The sequence below is a fragment of the Gammaproteobacteria bacterium genome (genome assembly GCA_033720895.1).
GTDB lineage: Bacteria > Pseudomonadota > Gammaproteobacteria > Natronospirales > JAJUFS01 > JAWWBS01.
This window is the reverse complement of record JAWWBS010000001.1, coordinates 117,665-135,996: the sequence shown is the minus strand read 5'-3', so window position 1 is coordinate 135,996 and position 18,332 is coordinate 117,665. Positions and strand designations below refer to the sequence as shown.

General features: G+C 61.6%; 21 protein-coding genes and 1 tRNA gene. 17 read left to right on the top strand and 5 right to left on the bottom strand.

The window, feature by feature from the left end:
• Positions 1–27 precede the first annotated feature (27 nt).
• From tolQ to R3217_00575, 16 genes are all read left to right on the top strand, one after another.
• On the top strand, positions 28–702 hold the full coding sequence (gene tolQ / locus R3217_00650) for a protein TolQ (protein MDX1453942.1): 675 nt from the start codon (positions 28–30) through the stop codon (positions 700–702).
• 1 nt (position 703) lies between these two features.
• A complete protein-coding gene (gene tolR / locus R3217_00645; GenBank protein ID MDX1453941.1) occupies positions 704–1,150 on the top strand; it encodes a protein TolR in 447 nt (148 codons plus the stop codon).
• A gap of 2 nt (positions 1,151–1,152) precedes the next feature.
• Positions 1,153–2,001, top strand: coding sequence for a cell envelope integrity protein TolA (gene tolA, locus R3217_00640; protein ID MDX1453940.1), 849 nt, complete (start codon positions 1,153–1,155; stop codon positions 1,999–2,001).
• Between the two features lie 4 nt (positions 2,002–2,005).
• The gene (tolB, locus tag R3217_00635; GenBank protein ID MDX1453939.1) at positions 2,006–3,328 is read left to right on the top strand and encodes a Tol-Pal system beta propeller repeat protein TolB; all 1,323 of its coding nucleotides are present in this window, start codon (positions 2,006–2,008) and stop codon (positions 3,326–3,328) included.
• 126 nt (positions 3,329–3,454) lie between these two features.
• The gene (pal, locus tag R3217_00630) at positions 3,455–3,976 is read left to right on the top strand and encodes a peptidoglycan-associated lipoprotein Pal (protein MDX1453938.1); all 522 of its coding nucleotides are present in this window, start codon (positions 3,455–3,457) and stop codon (positions 3,974–3,976) included.
• Between the two features lie 25 nt (positions 3,977–4,001).
• Complete coding sequence (gene ybgF / locus R3217_00625; GenBank protein MDX1453937.1) at positions 4,002–4,760, top strand: tol-pal system protein YbgF; 759 nt, start codon at positions 4,002–4,004, stop codon at positions 4,758–4,760.
• Positions 4,761–4,849: 89 nt separating this feature from the next.
• Positions 4,850–5,545 carry a 7-carboxy-7-deazaguanine synthase QueE gene (queE, locus tag R3217_00620; GenBank protein ID MDX1453936.1) on the top strand — a complete coding sequence of 232 codons (696 nt, stop codon included), beginning with the start codon at positions 4,850–4,852 and terminating at the stop codon, positions 5,543–5,545.
• A complete protein-coding gene (gene queC, locus R3217_00615; protein ID MDX1453935.1) occupies positions 5,542–6,222 on the top strand; it encodes a 7-cyano-7-deazaguanine synthase QueC in 681 nt (226 codons plus the stop codon). Before queE ends, queC begins: the two co-directional genes overlap by 4 nt.
• Positions 6,223–6,261: 39 nt before the next feature.
• Positions 6,262–6,337: transfer RNA gene (locus R3217_00610), tRNA-Lys, on the top strand.
• A 183-nt stretch (positions 6,338–6,520) separates the two neighbouring features.
• Positions 6,521–6,940, top strand: coding sequence for a hypothetical protein (locus R3217_00605; GenBank protein MDX1453934.1), 420 nt, complete (start codon positions 6,521–6,523; stop codon positions 6,938–6,940).
• 144 nt (positions 6,941–7,084) lie between these two features.
• On the top strand, positions 7,085–8,104 hold the full coding sequence (locus R3217_00600) for a class I fructose-bisphosphate aldolase (GenBank protein MDX1453933.1): 1,020 nt from the start codon (positions 7,085–7,087) through the stop codon (positions 8,102–8,104).
• A gap of 96 nt (positions 8,105–8,200) precedes the next feature.
• On the top strand, positions 8,201–9,013 hold the full coding sequence (locus R3217_00595; protein MDX1453932.1) for an ABC transporter ATP-binding protein: 813 nt from the start codon (positions 8,201–8,203) through the stop codon (positions 9,011–9,013).
• Entirely contained in the window at positions 9,010–9,783 is a 774-nt protein-coding gene (gene mlaE, locus R3217_00590) for a lipid asymmetry maintenance ABC transporter permease subunit MlaE (GenBank protein ID MDX1453931.1), read from the top strand. Before R3217_00595 ends, mlaE begins: the two co-directional genes overlap by 4 nt.
• 12 nt (positions 9,784–9,795) lie before the next feature.
• Positions 9,796–10,263, top strand: a complete 468-nt coding sequence (mlaD, locus tag R3217_00585; GenBank protein ID MDX1453930.1) for an outer membrane lipid asymmetry maintenance protein MlaD — start codon at positions 9,796–9,798, stop codon at positions 10,261–10,263.
• Positions 10,263–10,907: an ABC transporter substrate-binding protein gene (locus R3217_00580; protein MDX1453929.1), complete on the top strand. Its 645-nt coding sequence runs from the start codon at positions 10,263–10,265 to the stop codon at positions 10,905–10,907. Before mlaD ends, R3217_00580 begins: the two co-directional genes overlap by 1 nt.
• A gap of 5 nt (positions 10,908–10,912) precedes the next feature.
• Complete coding sequence (locus R3217_00575) at positions 10,913–11,203, top strand: STAS domain-containing protein (GenBank protein MDX1453928.1); 291 nt, start codon at positions 10,913–10,915, stop codon at positions 11,201–11,203.
• Between the two features lie 22 nt (positions 11,204–11,225).
• Here R3217_00575 and R3217_00570 read toward each other — a convergent pair whose 3' ends face one another.
• The 3 genes from R3217_00570 to R3217_00560 form a co-directional block, all read right to left on the bottom strand.
• Positions 11,226–12,071 (bottom strand): VacJ family lipoprotein, encoded by an 846-nt coding sequence (locus R3217_00570; protein ID MDX1453927.1) that lies wholly within the window; start codon positions 12,069–12,071, stop codon positions 11,226–11,228.
• 110 nt (positions 12,072–12,181) lie between these two features.
• On the bottom strand, positions 12,182–13,672 hold the full coding sequence (locus R3217_00565; GenBank protein MDX1453926.1) for a M48 family metalloprotease: 1,491 nt from the start codon (positions 13,670–13,672) through the stop codon (positions 12,182–12,184).
• A gap of 140 nt (positions 13,673–13,812) precedes the next feature.
• Positions 13,813–15,150: a porin gene (locus R3217_00560; protein ID MDX1453925.1), complete on the bottom strand. Its 1,338-nt coding sequence runs from the start codon at positions 15,148–15,150 to the stop codon at positions 13,813–13,815.
• A gap of 137 nt (positions 15,151–15,287) precedes the next feature.
• Between R3217_00560 and R3217_00555 the strand changes: the two genes are divergently transcribed.
• Entirely contained in the window at positions 15,288–16,367 is a 1,080-nt protein-coding gene (locus tag R3217_00555; protein MDX1453924.1) for an AI-2E family transporter, read from the top strand.
• A 26-nt stretch (positions 16,368–16,393) separates the two neighbouring features.
• On the opposite strand, the gene R3217_00550 is transcribed toward R3217_00555, so the two are convergent.
• Positions 16,394–17,752, bottom strand: coding sequence for a PhoH family protein (locus tag R3217_00550; protein MDX1453923.1), 1,359 nt, complete (start codon positions 17,750–17,752; stop codon positions 16,394–16,396).
• 112 nt (positions 17,753–17,864) lie between these two features.
• Positions 17,865–18,332, bottom strand: coding sequence for a peroxiredoxin (locus R3217_00545; protein MDX1453922.1), 468 nt, complete (start codon positions 18,330–18,332; stop codon positions 17,865–17,867).

The following is an 18,332-nucleotide window of genomic DNA, read 5'->3' as shown; positions in this document are numbered from 1 at the left end:
TGCCAATGTCCGGGAGAAGTTCTCAGCATGAGTACCGATCTTTCCTTTTTCGAACTGATTGCCAACGCCAGTTTCCTCGTGCAGCTCGTGATGCTGGCACTGCTGCTGGCTTCCTTTGCATCCTGGATGCTGATTTTCCGGAAACGGAAGATGCTGATGGGTGCACGAGAGGATGCGGAAGCTTTCGAAAAGCGCTTCTGGTCGGGTGTGGATCTCTCCGACATCTACAAGAGCCTGTCGAAGGACGAGGCGGCGCAACAAGGCATGGCGTCGATCTTTCTCGCCGGTTTCAAGGAATTCGTCCGGCAGCGCAAGCATGGCGGTGTCGATGCGGACCGGATCAGCGAGGCTGCCAGGCGCGCGATGTCGGTGGCGCGCTTGCGCGAGATCGACCGCCTTGAGGACGGACTTGCGTTCCTGGCCACGGTGGGCTCGACCAGCCCCTATGTCGGCCTGTTCGGCACGGTATGGGGCATCATGAATGCCTTCCGTGCCCTGGGTAACGTGCAGCAGGCGACCCTGGCCATGGTGGCGCCAGGTATTGCCGAGGCATTGATTGCGACGGCCATGGGCCTGTTCGCCGCCATTCCCGCGGTGATTGCCTACAACCGCTTCGCCGACAAGGTGGAACGCCTGGAAACGCGTTACGACACCTTCACCGAAGAATTTGCTGCAATCCTGCAGCGCAACGCCGGGCAGTAAGATGGCGAGCGTCTCACCACGCAGGGCAAAGCGGAGATTGATGGGCGACATCAATGTCGTGCCGTACATCGACGTCATGCTGGTGCTGCTGATCATCTTCATGGTCACCGCGCCGTTGCTGAGCCAGGGCGTCGAGGTCGATCTGCCAACCGCCAGCGCGGAGCCCTTGCCAACACCCAACGAGCAGGTCGAACCGATCGTACTCACGGTGGATGCGGCCGGTCGCTTCTTCCTCAACGTGGGGGAGGACAGCAAGGCGGCGCTGGACCCGAAGCAGGTTGTCGCGATTGTCCGCTCGGTCCTCAAGAACAGTCCGGCCACGCCGGTGGCCGTGCGTGGTGACCGCAATGCGAATTATGGCGCCGTGATGAACGGCATGATCCTGCTGCAGGATGCCGGTGCAGGCAAGGTCGGCATGATCACCGAGCCCCCGGATACGTCGAACTGAGCATGGGCGAGCGGCAGGAGAATCTGCACGCATTCCTGGCGGCGGCCGGTGTCCACCTGGTCATCCTGGCGCCGATGGTGATTGCCTTGGAGTCCACCCGCCAGCACGCCGACATCATGGCAACCGCAATTCCCGCGGTCGCGATATCGGCCGAGGAATTCGATCGGCCACGGCGCGAAGCAGAGGCGCGCGAGAAGGCCGAAGCGGCACGCCGTGAGAAGGAGCGCGAGGCCGCGCGCCAGCGTGAACTGCAGGCACAGCGCGAGGCCGATGAACAGGCACGCCGCCAGCGTGAAGCCGAGCAGCAACGCCAGGCAGAGGAGGCGGCAAGGCTCGAAGCGGCAGCCGACAAGCAGCGCCGGGCCGAAGAAGAGGCTCGCCGGAAGGCTGCAGAAGAGCAGCGCCGGGCGGAAGAGGCGGCGCGGCGCAAGGCAGCAGAGGAAAAGCGCCAGGCGGAAGCCGAGGCCGCGCGGCGCCGGGCGGAAGAGGAAGCACGGCTGAGAGCGGAACGGGAAGCCGACATGCAGGCCGAGATTGCCGCCGAGCAGTCGCGTCTCGCGGCGATCCGGGCTGGCAAGCTGGACGAATGGATTGCCATGATGCAGCAGAAGGCGGAGCGCTATTTCTCCCCGCCGCTGAACGCCGGCAACGATTTCTACTGCGAGGTTGCTGTCCGGATGATTCCAGGCGGCGATATTGCCTCGGCCACGACCGGAACATGCGACAGCGAACAGCTGGCGCGGGCTGCGGAAGCGGCTATCTGGAAGGCAGCGCCTTTCCCGATGCCGTCGGACCCCAGCGTGTTTGAGCGCAATGTGACGTTCATTTTCGATTCACCTGAAACGGAGTGACCTGATGCACCGTTATGGTTTGATGTTCTTGCTGGTCTTGCTGTTGGCCCTGCCCGAAGTCGAAGCGGCTGGCGGCATTGTCGTGCGCGTGACCAAGGGCGCGGGTGATGCCCAGCCAATCGGTATCGTGCCGTTCGGTGTCGAGACGCGTAACGGCTCGCCGGCGCGCCTGCCACTGGATGTCGCGGAAGTGGTTGCGGCCGACCTCGAGCGCAGTGGCCGCTTCAAGCCGTTGCCACGCGAGGACATGCTCGAGCGCCCGACTCGCGGTGATGACATCCAGTTCCAGAACTGGCGGGTCCTCGGCACCGACAACGTGCTGGTTGGCAAGGTGATCGTCGAGGCGGAGCGTTACATCATCCAGTTCCAGCTGTTCGACGTGTTCCGGGGCGACCAGTTGCTCGGATTCTCGCTGCCTGTCGCAAAAGACAAGCTCCGTCGTGGAGCCCATGTCGTGGCCGACAAGGTCTTCGAGGCGCTGACCGGTGTGCGTGGTGCATTTTCGACACGTATCGCATTCGTGACTGCGGTCAAGGATGGCGACGTCACGCGTTACCAGCTCGTCGTTGCCGATGCCGATGGCGAAAACCAGCGCACGGTGTTGCGTTCCGTCAAGCCGATCATGTCACCGGCCTGGTCGCCAGACGGGCGGAAGCTCGCTTACGTGTCCTTCGAGAACGATGCTGCCGAAATCTACGTTCAGGAGCTTGCCACCGGTTCCCGCAAGGTCGTGTCGTCGCGGCCTGGCATCAACGGTGCACCATCGTTTTCGCCGTCCGGCCGCATGCTTGCCGTGACGCTGTCCTCGGAGGCAGGCAATCCGGATATCTGGCTCATCGATCTCGAGGATGGCCGCACGCGACGGATCACTCGACACGCAGCAATCGACACGGAGCCGTCATGGACGGCCGACGAAAGTGCTGTCTTGTTCACCTCGGACCGTGGCGGCAGCCCGCAGATCTATCGCGTGGAGCTGCGTGACCGTTACAACGCCAAGCGGGTGACCTTCGAGGGCAATTACAATGCCAGTCCGTCGTTGACGCCGGATGGCAAGCTGCTCACCATGGTGACCCAGGCCAATGGACAGTTCCGCATTGCGGTCATGGACATGGAGAGCAAGGCTGTCCGGATCCTGACCGATGGCGGACTGGACGAGTCGCCGAGCATTGCGCCGAATGGCAGCATGATCATCTATGCAACCCAGGCCGGGCGCCAGGGCATCCTTGCCGCCACGTCGACGGACGGGCGGGTGCAGCAGCAGCTGGCTCTCCAGGTTGGTGACGTGCGCGAGCCGGCCTGGTCGCCCTATCCGCCGGGTGAGCGTTGAGGGCGGACTGGCAAGGCAGAACGGACGAATTTGCGTTAGTCTTCTTGGCGTAGTGCATGGCATTCGCCAGGGATTCCGATTACCCGGGGTTCTTAACTAGAGAATTGTTACAGCGAGGTCTGGACCATGTTCAACAAAGCGACTTTCTGGATGATGCTCAGCCTGGTTTTCCTGGCGGGCTGTGAAACGACCGGTGAGGTGACCGATACGACCGATACCGAGTCTGATGTGGTAGTCGGTAGCGGTGCTTCAACCGATACCCTGGATGATGCCGACAGCATGACACTGGATCCACTGGATGATCCCGACAGCGTGCTGGCTACCCGGGTCATCTACTTCGAGTATGACCGTTCGGACATTCCGACCCAGTTCCTGGACGTGCTCGCCGAGCATGCCCGGTACCTGATTGCCAATCCCGGGGTGAAGATCCGCCTCGAGGGTCATGCGGACGAGCGCGGCAGCCGCGAATACAACATCGGTCTGGGCGATCGTCGTGCCCAGTCGGTACGTCGCATCCTGTTGTTCCAGGGTGTCGCCAATGACCAGGTGACGACTGTCAGCTATGGCGAGGAGCGGCCGGCGGTCGAAGGTTCGACCGAAGAGGCTTATCGCCAGAATCGTCGCGTGGAAATCATCTACATCCGCTGAACAAGCGAGGCACGGGAGCAGCTTAATGCGAATCGACTCTTCGGGACGCCGCTTGCGCGGCCTGCTGATCCTGCCACTGGCGATGAGTCTCGCCGGTTGTCCGTTCATGCAGGTCCAGCAGGAAGATCCCTATGCCGTTCGCGTGCGGGAACTGGAAGCCCAGGTCAAGCAGATGGAGCGGGTACTGGACAACCAGAGCCTGCTCCAGTTGCTTGCCGAGATCGAGCGCCTGCAGAAAGAAGTACGCCGGCTGACCGGCGAGTTGGAAACGCTGCGTTATGACACCGATGGCATGCGCGAGCGGCAGCGCGACCTGTACGTGGATCTCGACCAGCGCCTGCAGGAGCTGGAAAGCGGTGCCAGCAATGCAAGCTCGGGCAGTACGCAGTCGGACGATGGCAATGACCGAGCCGCCTACCAGGCAGCGCTCGCACTGGTGCAGCAGTCACGCTACCAGGAGGCGGAGAAGGCCTACCGGGCCTTCCTGGAAAACTACCCTAACAGTGGCCTGCGCCCGAATGCGCATTACTGGCTGGGCGAGATTGCCTACGTCAACAAGCAGTTCGACAAGGCGCTGCAGGAATTTCGCGGCGGTGCCGAGCAGTATCCGGACTCCAGCAAGGCCCCGGACCTGTTGCTGAAAGCCGGGTATACCTACGACGAGCTGGGTGACGCCGCCAAGGCGCGAGCAACCCTGGAGGCGGTGCAACAGCGGTTTCCGGATCACCGGGCTGCGCGGCTTGCCAGTGCCCGGCTCGAACGCATGGCGGATCAGGGTCGCTGACGGCCATTTCGCTCTCTTTGCTATCATGACGGCTGCCCCGGATCGAACCGGGGCAGCCGTTCACTTTCTGGAGCCTGTGAATCCCTGTCATGGACCGCGCTGAAGCATTCGAAAAGCCCTCGGAAATTGCCGATGACCCTCGTGGCCAGCGGTTGCGCTTGACAGAAATCTTCCATTCCCTGCAAGGGGAGTCGGTGCATGCCGGTCTGCGGACCGTGTTCGTGCGCCTGACGGGGTGTCCGCTGCGTTGCACTTACTGTGATACCGCCTATGCCTTTCACGGTGGCGACTGGTGGCGCTTCGACGACATCGTGGCCGAGATTCGCCAGCATGGGACGCCGTATGTCTGTGTCACGGGTGGCGAGCCACTGGCGCAGAAGAACTGCGTGGTCTTCATGCAGCGACTGGTGGACGAGGGCTACGACGTATCGCTGGAAACCAGCGGCGCGATGGATCTGGCTGCCGTGCCTGCCGGCGTGCTGAAGGTCATGGACATCAAGACCCCGGATTCCGGCGAAGACAGCCGCAATCGTTGGGAGAACCTGTTGCACCTGGGCTCGCGTGACCAGTTGAAATTCGTCATCGGCTCGCGGGCGGATTACGAGTGGTCCCGGCAGCAGCTGGCGGAGCGCCAGCTGGCGGAGCGGTGCGGTGTCCTGTTTTCGCCGAGCTGGGGCAAGCAGGACCCGGCCGAACTGGCGGACTGGGTGATAGCCGACAAGCTGCCGGTACGGGTACAGCTCCAGTTGCACAAGGTCCTGTGGGGCGAGGAGCCGGGACGATGAGCCAATCGAGAGCCGTGGTGCTGGTTTCCGGCGGCCTGGATTCGGCGACCTGCCTGGCCATGGCCCGCAATGACGGTTTCGAATGCTACGCACTGAGTTTCGATTACGGTCAGCGGCATGCGGCCGAGCTGGCGGCTGCAGGGCGAGTCAGCCAGGCGCTGGGGGCTGTCGAGCACCGCACCATGCGGATCGATTTTGCCGGGATCGGTGGCTCCGCGCTGACGGATGCTGCCATTGACGTGCCTGCCGCGGGCGGTAAGGGCATACCGGTGACCTATGTTCCGGCCCGGAATACCGTTTTCCTGTCGCTGGCGCTGGGCTGGGCCGAGGTGCTTGATGCTGCCCGCATCTACATCGGCGTGAACGCCGTCGATTATTCCGGTTACCCGGATTGCCGGCCAGAGTTCGTGGCTGCATTCCAGCAGGTGATCCAGCTGGCCACCAGGCAATCCATCGAGGGCAGGGTGCCGCAGATTGCCGCTCCGCTGGTGGATCTCAGCAAGGCGGAGATCATTCGTCGGGGCGTCGAGCTGGGCATCGATTACGGCATGACCGTATCCTGCTATGCGGCGACAGCGGATGGCAGGGCTTGCGGACGCTGCGATTCCTGCGCGCTTCGGACAGAGGGCTTTGCGGCGGCCGGCGTGGCGGACCCGACCTGCTACCAGGAAACTTGAATCTCCCGCCGGTTCGGGTATCCTACGCGGCTTCTTGGCGGGCCGTTAGCTCAGTTGGTAGAGCAGTTGGCTTTTAACCAATTGGTCGTAGGTTCGAATCCTACACGGCCCACCATTTTTCCTGCCGTTCCCGCTCGCTCCTGCAGGCATTGCTGCCACCGCTGGTATTCGAAGCTCCCTTGAAGACCGCGGAATCTGTCGTGATGGACGTGGTTTGCGTGATGCCGTTCATGGCAAGTTCCCGTCAGCTGGCCTAGTCTTTGCGGCACTATCATTCAACCAGACGATCGGGGGATCCATGTTGCGCTTCTTCAAGTCCATGTTTTTGCTGGGTATTTTCTCGATTTTGAGCGCCTGTGGCAGCGAGCCGCCGGCGACCTTTGCCTCGGCTGCGGAAGAGATTTCCCGAATCGAAGACGCTGGCGACCTGAGCTGCGACAAGCAACGCCCGGACTACTGGTTCTGCCAGGGCGACGGAGGCTTTGCGCACCTCAACACGGCCCCGGCCCCGGGTGTCGCCCAGCCGCTGGTGTCCAGCGTCATGCTGGAGGGCAATGCCGACGTCAACGCGGCCCTGGCCGAGCTGTATGGCTTCACCCCCGAAGATGTGGCTGCGGTCAGCGCCGACCAGGGCGCGGTGACCCGGGGAGGTTTCACCCTGTTGCTCGACCCGACCTGGAAGCAGCCGGTGGTGCGGGGCGCAGTCAGCGGCGAGTAGGCTGATCTGGTGCCTTGAATTGCATCACTTTCGACCTGAAAGCATGGCCTGATTCGTTCCTGCTCTGGTAAAATAGCCGCCTTTTTCAGGCATGGCGGCTCCCTTCGGAGTTCGCCGATTCATCATTTTTGTGAGGGGACTTGCATGGATCTCGAGGCACTCAACGACATCGCACTGGCCATGGTGGCACCGGGCAAGGGCATCCTGGCGGCCGATGAAAGCACTGGCACGATTACCAAGCGCTTTGCCGGCATCAACGTGGAATCCACCGAGGAAAACCGCCGCGCCTACCGTGACCTGCTGTTCTCTGCCGAGGGCATGGAGCAGTACATCAGCGGCGTGATCATGTACGACGAAACGCTGCGCCAGAAGTCGGCTGACGGCACGCCGTTCCCGAAGAAGCTGCAGGATATGGGTGTCGTCCCCGGCATCAAGGTCGACATGGGTGCCAAGGACCTCGCTGGCTGCGAAGGCGAGAAGATCACCGAGGGTCTCGACGGCCTGCGTGAGCGCCTGACCGAGTACTACGACCTGGGCGCACGCTTTGCCAAGTGGCGCGCCGTGATCACCATCGGCGAGGACATTCCCTCCAGCAACTGCATCGAGACCAACGCCCACGCCCTGGCGCGCTATGCCGCCCTCTGCCAGGAAGCCGGCATCGTGCCGATCGTCGAGCCGGAAGTCCTGATGGACGCCGACAACAGCATCGAGGAGTGCTACGAAGTCACCAGCTACACCCTGAAGACGGTCTTCGACGAGCTGTACAAGCAGAACGTTGCGCTGGAAGGCATGGTGCTGAAGCCGAACATGGTGATCTCGGGCAAGGGCTGTGCCGAGCAGGCCGAGCCGGAGCTGGTTGCCGACATGACCATTGCCTGCCTGCTGAACCATGTGCCGGCGGCCGTGCCGGGCATCGCCTTCCTGTCGGGCGGGCAGAGCGACGAGCTGGCCACCGAGCACCTGAACCTGATGAACCAGATGGGTCCGCACCCCTGGGCGCTGACCTTCTCCTATGGCCGTGCCTTGCAGGCTGCCGCATTGAAGGCCTGGGGCGGCTCGGCCGACAACGTGCCGGCGGCACAGGCGGCGTTCATGCACCGGGCCAAGATGAATGGCCTGGCTCACCTGGGCGAGTACAGCACGGACATGGAAAAGGCAGCCTGAAATCTGCCGAATATCTGTCGATTCAAGGGGCCCCGCGACGCAACGTTGCGGGGTTTCTTGTGTCAGACTTAGGCATAACTCCCCAAGGACAGGCGCATGTCGGATAACAAGACGCTGATCAAGGTCAGGGACCTCCATTATTCCCGCGGTGACAAGGTGATTTTCCGGGGCGTTGACGTTGACGTCGTGGAAGGTCGCGTCACGGCGTTCATGGGGCCCAGCGGAACCGGCAAGACCACCTTGTTGCGGCTTATCACGGGGCAGCTGAAGCCCGACAGCGGTTCGATTACCGTCGATGGCCAGGAAGTCTCCGATCTCGACACCGATGGGCTGTATGCGCTGCGCAAGCGCATGGGTTTCCTGTTCCAGGCCAGTGCCTTGCTGACCGACTTGTCGGTCTTCGAAAACGTCGCCTTTCCCCTGCGCGAGCACACCGACCTGCCCGAAGCGCTGATTCGTGACCTGGTGCTGATGAAGCTGCAGGCCGTTGGCCTGCGCGGTGCGCATGACATGATGCCGGCCGAACTGTCCGGTGGCATGGCTCGCCGGGTGGCATTGGCACGCGCCATCGTCATGGATCCGGACATGATCTTCTACGATGAGCCCTTCGTCGGCCTGGACCCGATTTCCATGGGCGTCATCGTTCGCCTCATCAAGCTGCTGAACGATGCGCTGGGCCTCACCAGCCTGGTGGTCTCGCACGATATTGCCGAGATCAGCTCGGTGGCTGATGACATCTACCTGCTCGCTGACGGCAAAGTGGCGGCCCACGGCCATCCGGACGAGTTGAACCGGAGCGATTCGGAATGGGTGCGCCAGTTCATGCAGGGCGAGGCAGATGGCCCGGTGCCCTTCCATTATCCGGCGGCGTCACTCAAGGCCGATTTCCTGCAGGAGTCGGAGCAATGATTACTGTCGTCAATCACACCTGGCGAAAAATCCACGGCTTCCTGGTCACGCTGGGAGAGGCGACGTTCTTCTTCCTGCGGCTGTTGAAAGACACGCCGCGCGCCTTCCTTCGTCCGGGGCTCATCTCGCGCCAGGTCTACCTGATCGGTGCCAATTCGCTGGTGCTGATCATGATGTCCGGCCTGTTCGTCGGCATGGTGCTGGGCCTGCAGTTCTACAACACCATGTCCAAGTTCGGCGCCGAGCAGTCGCTGGGCCCCGTCGTGGTGCTCGCACTGGTGCGTGAACTGGGTCCGGTGGTGACGGCCTTGCTGTTTGCCGGCCGCGCCGGTACGGCGCTGGCTTCGGAAATCGGCTTGATGAAGGCGACCGAACAGCTGGCAGGCATGGAGATGATGGCGGTCAATCCGTTCCGCTATGTCGTGTTGCCGCGTTTCCTGGGTGCATTGATATCGATGCCATTGCTGACTGCGATTTTCAATGCCATCGGCATTCTCGGCGCGTGGTTCGTGGCCGTGCAGTTCATGGGGCTGGACAATGGCCAGTTCTGGGCGCCAATGCCGGACAACGTCGATGTGTACGACGATGTCCTGGGCGGCGCATTGAAAAGCGTTTTCTTCGGTGCCGCTGCCGGCTTGCTGGCGGTATTCGAAGGCTACCGAGCTTATCCGACAGCAGAAGGCGTGAGTCGGGCGACGACCCAGACCGTGGTGGTAACCGCGATGGTCGTGCTCATTCTCGACTACCTGCTGACCGCAATGATGATCTGAGGATATATCGACATGGCTCAACAACGATCCGTGGAATTCGCAACTGGCCTGTTCATAATGCTGGGCCTGTTTGCGATGTTCTTTCTGCTGACGCAGACCACCAATATCGAGGCCTACAGCAATGGCTCGGGATACGAGGTGACAGCTCGCTTCAGCAACGTCGGCAGCCTCAAGCCTCGCGCCCCTGTGGCGATGGCAGGCGTTACCATCGGTCGCGTGCAGAGCATCGAGTTCGACAACGAGCGACTGGACGCTGTGGTTACCCTGATGATCAACCAGCGTTACGACAAGCTGCCAGCCGATACCAGCGCGTCGATCCTGACTGCTGGCCTGCTCGGTGAGAAGTACGTCGGCCTGGAGCCTGGCGGTGACATCGAATACCTGGCCCAGGGTGATGAAATCCTGTTCACGCAGTCCGCGGTTGTCCTTGAGAACCTGATCAGCAAGTACCTGTTCAACCAGACGGAAGGAGACAAATGATGCGTACGGTCTTCTCGAAGTTTTCCCTCGTCCTGTTCGGACTGCTGGCGATGCCGTCGTTCGCGGCCGACATGCCGGACCCGGAGCAGTTCATTCTCGATCGCGCTGATGCCATCCTCGAGCGCATCGATTCCAAGCGCGAAGCCATCCGCGCTGACCAGGCAGTCGCCAACCGGATTGTCGAAGAGGAGCTGCTGCCGCACATCGATGTCGACTACATCTCACGCCTGGTGCTCGGCAAGCACTGGCGTTCGGCGAGCGATGCGGAACGCGAGCAGTTTGTCGCTGCCTTCAAGGGCTTCCTGCTGCGCAGTTATGCCCAGGGCCTGGCCGAGTTCACTCGCGACAAGTTCAAGGTTCTGCCGCTGCGAGGCGAAGCCAATCCCAAGCGCACCATCATCCAGCTCGAGATCTATCGCGAGCAGGGGGCGCCCGTACCGGTCGCTTTCACCTTGCGCTGGACTGGCGAGGAATGGCTGGTCTATGACGTGATCATCGAAGGCATTTCCTACGTCAGGAACTACCGCACCGACTTCAATACCGAGATCGAGCAGAAAGGCCTCGGCAGCGTGATCGAACGACTGCAGGGCGAAACCATCGATGCTGGCCTGTCTGACGGCAGCGACAGCAAGGCCGAGGGCTGAGCGACATGCGTGAGAACAATGCAGCCAGTTGGTCGCTGGCGGGTCCCATGACCCTGGAAACGGCGGCCGGGCTGCGTGTCGAAGGCGATGACTGGTTGCAGGCCGAGGCAGGGGCGGTCCGGACGCTGGATCTCGGGAAGGTTACGGCCGTCGATTCGGCGGCCATCGCACTGCTCCTGGAATGGCAGCGGCTGGCGCGCCAGCGCTCCCTGCAGCTCGACGTGGTCAATGCGCCCGACCGCATTCGGAAGATCGCCAGCATCAGCGACCTGGAAGCGATGATCGGCCTGGCATGATGCCAGGCCTCTGAATCACTGATTATTCGCGGCTGGTGTTGTCGCCCGACTCGCCCGCCGGGATGCTTTCCTCCGGCTGCACTGCTGCCGCTGGTTCATCCTCTACCGGTTCATCGAATCCCTCTTCATCGAAGTCATCGAAGTCGTAAAGATCGTCGTACAGCTCATCGTACTGGTCCTGCGGCGGGTTGCCGTCGTAGAGCTGGAATTCCCGACGCTGCAGGTAGGCGTCGCGCAGGAAAGTGTAGGGGTCATAGGCTTCGCTGATCTGTGAATCGAGATCCAGGTACTGGGCTCGCGTCTGAACGATGTCGATGAACAGCAGGCCATAGCGGGCGTCTTCATGCAGGTCGACGTTGCGCCAGACCGGGTCTACCTGGACATCACCGGCAAAGCCGATCGTGCCCCGTACGCTTGATGGCCCGAGGAAGGGCAGGACGAGATAGGGTCCGCGGGGTACTCCCCATACGCCTAGGGTCTGGCCGAAATCCTCATCCCTGGCATCTATTCCCATCTTCGTGGCGGGATCGAAGATGCCCGCAAAGCCCACGGTGGTGTTGATCAGGAACCTGCCTATGCCAGCCAGGCCATCACCGATCTTGCCCTGCAGGAACTGGTTGAGGATGGTGACAGGGTAGCTGAGGTTGTCGAAGAAGTTGGCAACCCCGGTCTGCACCGGATCGGGTGTGATGGTGTCGTAACCGACAGCCAATGGCCTCAATACCGATGAATCGACAGCATCATTGAACTGATACATCGCGCGGTTGTATCGCTCCCATGGATCATCGTCGGAGCGTTGGGTCCCCTCGGGAAGGCTGGCGCAGCCAGTCAGCAGGACAAGCATCAGCAGGCTCGAAAGTCTGAACATGGGTTCTCCGAAACAAGGTCGACCGGGGATTTCGATGCGAGGCAGGATTTTACACGGCTGCCGCGCCGCTTTCAGCAGCAGCGCCAAATGGACTGCCGGGCGTTGATTTCCTATCGTTGCTTCCGATTCTCGCTCTCGCGGGACGACCGGCGCACGGCGGCAAGGGCGCCTTCCAGTTCGTCCAGCCTGGCCTGGTATTGCAGTCGCTCGGTTTCGCTGATGTTCTCCACCTGGAGCGACAATTGCAACTGGATGCGCGCGCGCTCACCTTCGCCGGTCCGGAGGTAATACTCGGACATCAGGTAATGTGACTTGCCAACCATATCCAGTGCGCTGGCCAGGCGCGCGAGATACCGGATTGCTTCGACTGGCGGGCTGTGACGATTGAAGAAATTGTCGAGGAAGGAGTAGGCCTCCCCGGTTTCGCCGAAGGTCTCGAGTGCTTCGGCGTAAGTCAATGCCACGGGGACACTCTCGGGGAACAGCAGGCGTGCCTTGCCAAGTACGTCCAGTGCCGCGGCCTTGTCTCCGGCGACTGCCAGTGCGCGTCCGTGGCCGATATGGAAGCTGGCTCGATCCATGGCTTCCTGTTTGAGGTCGCTGAAGATGTCCGACGCCTGTCGGGCCCGGCCCCTTTCAAGGTGGCGCAGGGCTTCCAGGTAGCGCGTTGCCAGTTCATCGCCGTCGGTGGCCACTGTGGTCTGCCCGCCCTGGTCATCGGCCGCGACATAGAGTGCCTGTATGCGGGCGTGCATGAGGGGGTAGGTTCGCGACTCTCGCCCCGATACCGGCCCCATCGCCTGGACACGCTGTGCGGCCTCGATCACGCGAGTGGTGGAAAGCGGGTGGGTGCTCATGAACTCCAGCCTGCGCGTGCTTTGCAGTCGCTCGAAGCGCTGCATGACCTGGAAGAAGTTCACCATGCCCTGCGGATCGAAATCGGCGCGCGTGAGGATGTTCAAGCCGACACGATCAGCCTCGGTTTCCTGGGCACGCGTGAAATTCAATTGCTCCTGGATCGCCAGTCCCTGGCCAAGCATCAGGGTTCCGGCAACATCATCGCTGTCTCCGCCTGCCGCTGCGATGGCGATCGCGCCCAGCAGCAGTCCGAGAGTTTTCAGGTTGCTGGCATTGCTGGCCTGGTAGCGTCGCGCAATGTGCTTTTGTGTCACATGCGCGATTTCATGGGCGATCACGCTGGCCAGCTCAGACTCCGTCCGTGTCCGGCGCACCAGGCCGGTATGCACGCCGATGTAGCCACCAGGCAGGGCGAAAGCATTGATGCTGTCATCCTTGACCAGGAAAAAGGTGAAATCACCACCGCCGTAACTGGATGACAGTCGTGACCCGAGGTTCTGGATGTATTCGGCAAGCTCCGGATCCTCGACCAGGCCGCCCTGGCGTCGGATTTCGTTCACGATGGCGCGCCCGAGGGCGCGCTCCTGGGCGCTGCCCATGTTGTCCAGCGTGACGCTGCCGAGATCCGGCAGCGTCAGCCCCGGACTGGCCAGGGCAGGTACCGTCACGGTGGCCAGCACGCATGCAACAAGCAGCCTGCGCAGGAGCGCAAGCGGGGCAGCAGGGTTCATGACGAGGTGCATGACGTTTCGACCACTCCAGGAGCATTCATGTTCCAGAGTTTACCTGCCTTGGCTGCCCGGAAAAAAAGAAAGCCCCGGCAGAACCGGGGCTTTCTTCGTTTTTCCACAATCCGCGGCCCTGTTCGAGGGCCGGCACTGCATCAGAACGAGTAGACGAGCTCGGCACCGAAGATGTCGGCTGCCGCTTCGTAAGTGCCTCGCAAGGTGTCGCCCTGCGAACCCACCTTGTTCAGCTCGATGTCGTCGTCGAGGAACAGCTTGGAGTAGCCGAAGTTCAGCATCATGTTGCTGTTCATCTTGTAGCTGGCGCCGAAGGACAGCCAGTTGCGGTCGGCGTCCGGCAGGCGCGGCGTACGGGCTTCTTCGATGGCAATCGGCGTTTCGTCGAAGGCATAGCCGGCACGGAAGGTCCATTCGTTGGAGTACTTGTAGTCGACACCGATGGCATAGCGCCATGCATCTTCCCAGAGGTAGTCCTCGACGGTGTCAGGCTGGGCGCTGTCGTAACGAATGCGCAGCTCCTGGAAGGTGTCCCAGCCAGTGCGGGTGGCGTCGAAGGAGAGCGTCCAGTTGTTGTCGATCGCGTGAACGACAGACAGGGACAGCGTCTCTGGCGTCTTGAAGTCGGCCTTGATGCCGGTGTCGACGAACACATCGGAAGCAGCGAACAGGGCCGGGGCGCCAATGAACGTGGCATCACCCTCGAGCTCGTGGTCGACGCTGCCGCGGTAGTGGAAGCCGACACGGGTAGCGTCGTTGGCCCACATCACGCCGAAGTTCACGCCGAAGTTCCAGCCGTCACCCTCGACCTCGGCATAGCCGTCGTAGCTTTGCGGCGTGAGGCCGATACCGCTACAGGTCAGCGGGTCGACATTGCCGAAGCAGACAGCACCATAGTCGACCATGTTGGTCAGCTTGACGCGGAAATTCTGCAGGTTGAGGCCAAAGCCGACGGACCAGTTGTCGTCAATCTCGTAACCCATCGACGGGTTGATGTTGAAGGTCGAGACGTGGGAGTACACCGCCTGGTAACGGCCGACCCAGTCGATCGGATGGTCCGTCGACAGGCCGAACGGTGCGTTGAGGCCCAGGCCGAAGGTCCACTTTTCGTCGATCGGCATGACGAAGTAGCCGGTCGGCACACCGCCAAGCTTGCCGACGTCGCCGCCTTCACCGCCGGTCAGCGGCTGGCCGACGGCGTCAACGGTGACGGTCCGATCAAAATCGGCACCCAGGGTGATGACACTGGCACCAAACACCAGCTGCGTGTCCTCGAGGCGAGTCATGCCGGCCGGGTTGTAGAATACGGTGGTGGCATTTTCAGCCCATGCGGCGCCACCGGCAAAGGCACGGCCCAGGCCGTTGCCGCTCTGCTCGGACAGCTGGAAACCGGCGGCCAGGCTGGTGCCCGGCAATGTCAGGGCGGCTGCAAGAATCAGCGCCTTGGAGAGCTTGGAAGTATGCTTCTGCGTCATCATGGTGTTATCCCCTGGACCTCACTGTTTCGGGTGTCAGGCACCGATTTAATCACAGGCTCTGGAAAATTGTAAGATGAACGCCAGCAAGCGGTTATCAAGGGTTTTTGACCCACTGGATTCTCAAAGGAGCAGGCCTGATGAAAGCGATTCTTCGCTGGTTTGAGCGAAATTTCACCAACCCGCAGGTGCTGATCCTGGCGGCCTTGCTGCTGGTCGGGCTGGGCCTGGTGGTCTTCCTCGGCGACATACTGGGGCCTGTGCTGGCAGCGGTGGTGCTGGCTTACTTGCTGGAAGGCGTGGTGCGTCGCGTCGTGGAAGCGGGGCTGGGCAGGCCGGTTGCCGCGCCTGCCGTGTTTGCGGTTTTCATGGTGGTCGGCATCGCGGTGCTGTTCGGCCTGGTGCCGATGCTGTCACGCCAGCTGACGCAGCTCGTTGGCCAGCTGCCGGCCATGTTCGCCAACGGCCAGGACTGGCTGATGCACCTGCCGGCACGCTACCCGGAAATTTTCACCGAGGCACAGGTCATCGACATCATCGACCGGGTTCGCGAGGAAATCGCGGGTCTCGGACAGACCGTGGTCAGCCTGTCACTGGCTTCGGTGGTCAACCTGATCGCATTCATGGTGTACCTGATCCTGGTGCCGCTGATGGTTTTCTTCTTCCTCAAGGACAAGCACCAGATTCTTGATTGGATGACCCGCTACCTGCCGGAGAACCGGGCTCTCGCGCAGCGCGTCTGGCGCGACGTCGATGCCCAGATCGGCAATTACATCCGCGGCAAGTTCTGGGAAATTCTCATCATCTGGTTTGCCACCTATCTCTTGCTGACCTTTGTCGGCCTGCAATTTGCCATGCTGCTCAGCCTGCTGGTCGGATTGTCCGTCATCATTCCCTATATCGGAGCCACGGTGGTGACGTTGCCGATATTTGCCGTCGGCGTGTTCCAGTTTGGCTGGACCACGGAACTCGCCCAGCTGATGATCGGCTACGGCATCATCCAGTTCCTCGACGGCAACCTGCTGGTGCCGTTGCTGTTTTCCGAAGTGGTCAACCTGCATCCGATCGCCATCATCGTGGCAATCCTGTTCTTTGGCGGTATCTGGGGCTTCTGGGGCGTGTTCTTTGCCATTCCGCTGGCAACCCTGGTGAAGGCAGTGCTGCATGCCTGGCCCGACGAGGAGCATGCCGACGACCTTGAGGCAGAAGCGGGGCCTTGAGGCCCCGCTGTCGCCTGCCGGTCGATTCAGAGAATCTCGGTTGCGTAATCAGCCAGTCGCGAGCGTTCGCCGCGCAGCAGGGTGATGTGTCCCGAGTGTCCCCAGTTCTTGAAGCGGTCCACCACGTAGGTCAGGCCTGAGGTGGTTTCGGTGAGGTAGGGCGTGTCGATCTGCGCGACATTGCCGAGACAGACAATCTTGGTGCCTGGCCCTGCACGCGTGATCAGGGCACGCATCTGCTTGGGCGTGAGGTTCTGCGCCTCGTCCAGGATGATGTAGCGGCTGAGAAAGGTGCGGCCGCGCATGAAGTTCATCGAGCGGATCTTGATGCGTGAGCGAAGCAGGTCGTTGGTTGCCGCACGCCCCCATTCGCCACCGTCCTCGGATTTGGTCAATACCTCGAGGTTGTCCATCAGGGCGCCCATCCACGGCGTCATCTTTTCTTCTTCGGTGCCTGGGAGGAAACCGATGTCCTCGCCCAGGGGCACCGTGACGCGGGTCATGATGATTTCCTGGTACAGGTTGTTTTCCAGTGTCTGCGCCAGTCCTGCAGCGAGCGTCAGCAGTGTCTTGCCGGTACCCGCCACACCGAGCAGCGAGACGAAATCCACCTCCGGGTCCATCAGCAGGTTGAGGGCGAAGTTCTGCTCGCGATTGCGGGCATTGATGCCCCACACCGGGTTTCGCTGGGAGCGATAGTCGCGCAGCGTCTCGATCACCGCGCCATCGGTATCCTTCTGTACCACGCGTGCTTCCAGCGGCTGGTCACCATCGATGACCAGGCACTGGTTCGGATACCAGGTTTCGATGCTGGGTCCGTGAATGCGGTAGAGGGTCTTGCCGCGCTCCTGCCAGGATTCCATGTCCTGGCTGTGTTGTTCCCAGAAATCGCGTTCCAGGGTCTCGACGCCGGTGAACAGCAGGTCGACATCGTCGACCGTGCGGTCATTGAAGTAGTCCTCCGCGGTAATGCCGACCACGGCCGCCTTGATGCGCAGGTTGATGTCCTTGGAAACCAGCACGACCTGGCGATCGGGGTTCTCTTTCTGCAAGGCCAGCGTCGTACCAAGGATGGTGTTGTCCGGCTTGTTGCCGGGCAGGGTGTCGGGCAGTAGAGAGGGCAGGGGCCTCGTCTGGAAAAACAGCCGGCCGAGCTCCGCAGCGGCGGAGCCGAGGTTGCCATGCACGCCCGGAATCGGCAGGCCGGCGTCGATCTGCTCGGCGCTGATGCCCTGCATCATCTCGTCCAGGAAACGGGACACCTGGCGGACATTGCGGGCAGCTTCCGACATGCCTTTCTTGCCATTGTCGAGTTCCTCCAGCACGACCATCGGAATGAAGATGTCGTGCTCCTGGAAGCGGAAGATGGCGCTGGGATCGTGCATCAGCACATTGGTGTCGAGCACGAACAGCCTGTTCTGGTCTCGCGTTGCTGTTTTCTTGGTCACTCGCGTGTTCCCCGTTCAGCTTCGATAGGTAACGCTGGTCTTGCCCTGCTCAGAGTTCCTTGATCGCCTCCAGCACCTCCTCGACATGGCCTTTGACTTTCACCTTGCGCCACTCCTTGCGCAGCACTCCTTTTTCGTCGATCAGGAACGTCGAACGCTCGATGCCCATGACCTTCTTGCCATACATGTTCTTTTCCTTGATCACGTCGAACAGCTGGCAGAGTGCTTCGTCCGGATCGGACAGCAGTTCGAACTGGAAGCCCTGCTTGGCCTTGAAATTCTCGTGCGACTTCACCGAATCGCGGGATACGCCCAGGATGTGGGTCTTGCGGGCGCGGAACTTGCGGTAGTTGTCCCTGAAATCCTGTCCTTCGAGGGTGCAGCCCGGGGTGGAGTCCTTCGGATAGAAGTAGATCACCAGCTTGCTGCCCTTGAAGTCGCTCAACTTGAGCGTCTGGTCACCGGTGGCTTCGGCCTTGAAGGCGGGCACTTTCTTGCCCACGACTGCCTGGCTCAT

Coding starts and splice junctions, on each gene's coding strand:
- tolQ (MDX1453942.1), top strand. CDS start 28: ATGAGTACCGATCTTTCCTTTTTCGAACTGATTGCCAACGCCAGTTTC.
- tolR (MDX1453941.1), top strand. CDS start 704: ATGGCGAGCGTCTCACCACGCAGGGCAAAGCGGAGATTGATGGGCGAC.
- tolA (MDX1453940.1), top strand. CDS start 1,153: ATGGGCGAGCGGCAGGAGAATCTGCACGCATTCCTGGCGGCGGCCGGT.
- tolB (MDX1453939.1), top strand. CDS start 2,006: ATGCACCGTTATGGTTTGATGTTCTTGCTGGTCTTGCTGTTGGCCCTG.
- pal (MDX1453938.1), top strand. CDS start 3,455: ATGTTCAACAAAGCGACTTTCTGGATGATGCTCAGCCTGGTTTTCCTG.
- ybgF (MDX1453937.1), top strand. CDS start 4,002: ATGCGAATCGACTCTTCGGGACGCCGCTTGCGCGGCCTGCTGATCCTG.
- queE (MDX1453936.1), top strand. CDS start 4,850: ATGGACCGCGCTGAAGCATTCGAAAAGCCCTCGGAAATTGCCGATGAC.
- queC (MDX1453935.1), top strand. CDS start 5,542: ATGAGCCAATCGAGAGCCGTGGTGCTGGTTTCCGGCGGCCTGGATTCG.
- R3217_00605 (MDX1453934.1), top strand. CDS start 6,521: ATGTTGCGCTTCTTCAAGTCCATGTTTTTGCTGGGTATTTTCTCGATT.
- R3217_00600 (MDX1453933.1), top strand. CDS start 7,085: ATGGATCTCGAGGCACTCAACGACATCGCACTGGCCATGGTGGCACCG.
- R3217_00595 (MDX1453932.1), top strand. CDS start 8,201: ATGTCGGATAACAAGACGCTGATCAAGGTCAGGGACCTCCATTATTCC.
- mlaE (MDX1453931.1), top strand. CDS start 9,010: ATGATTACTGTCGTCAATCACACCTGGCGAAAAATCCACGGCTTCCTG.
- mlaD (MDX1453930.1), top strand. CDS start 9,796: ATGGCTCAACAACGATCCGTGGAATTCGCAACTGGCCTGTTCATAATG.
- R3217_00580 (MDX1453929.1), top strand. CDS start 10,263: ATGCGTACGGTCTTCTCGAAGTTTTCCCTCGTCCTGTTCGGACTGCTG.
- R3217_00575 (MDX1453928.1), top strand. CDS start 10,913: ATGCGTGAGAACAATGCAGCCAGTTGGTCGCTGGCGGGTCCCATGACC.
- R3217_00570 (MDX1453927.1), bottom strand. CDS start 12,071: ATGTTCAGACTTTCGAGCCTGCTGATGCTTGTCCTGCTGACTGGCTGC.
- R3217_00565 (MDX1453926.1), bottom strand. CDS start 13,672: ATGCACCTCGTCATGAACCCTGCTGCCCCGCTTGCGCTCCTGCGCAGG.
- R3217_00560 (MDX1453925.1), bottom strand. CDS start 15,150: ATGATGACGCAGAAGCATACTTCCAAGCTCTCCAAGGCGCTGATTCTT.
- R3217_00555 (MDX1453924.1), top strand. CDS start 15,288: ATGAAAGCGATTCTTCGCTGGTTTGAGCGAAATTTCACCAACCCGCAG.
- R3217_00550 (MDX1453923.1), bottom strand. CDS start 17,752: ATGCACGATCCCAGCGCCATCTTCCGCTTCCAGGAGCACGACATCTTC.
- R3217_00545 (MDX1453922.1), bottom strand. CDS start 18,332: ATGAGCCAGGCAGTCGTGGGCAAGAAAGTGCCCGCCTTCAAGGCCGAA.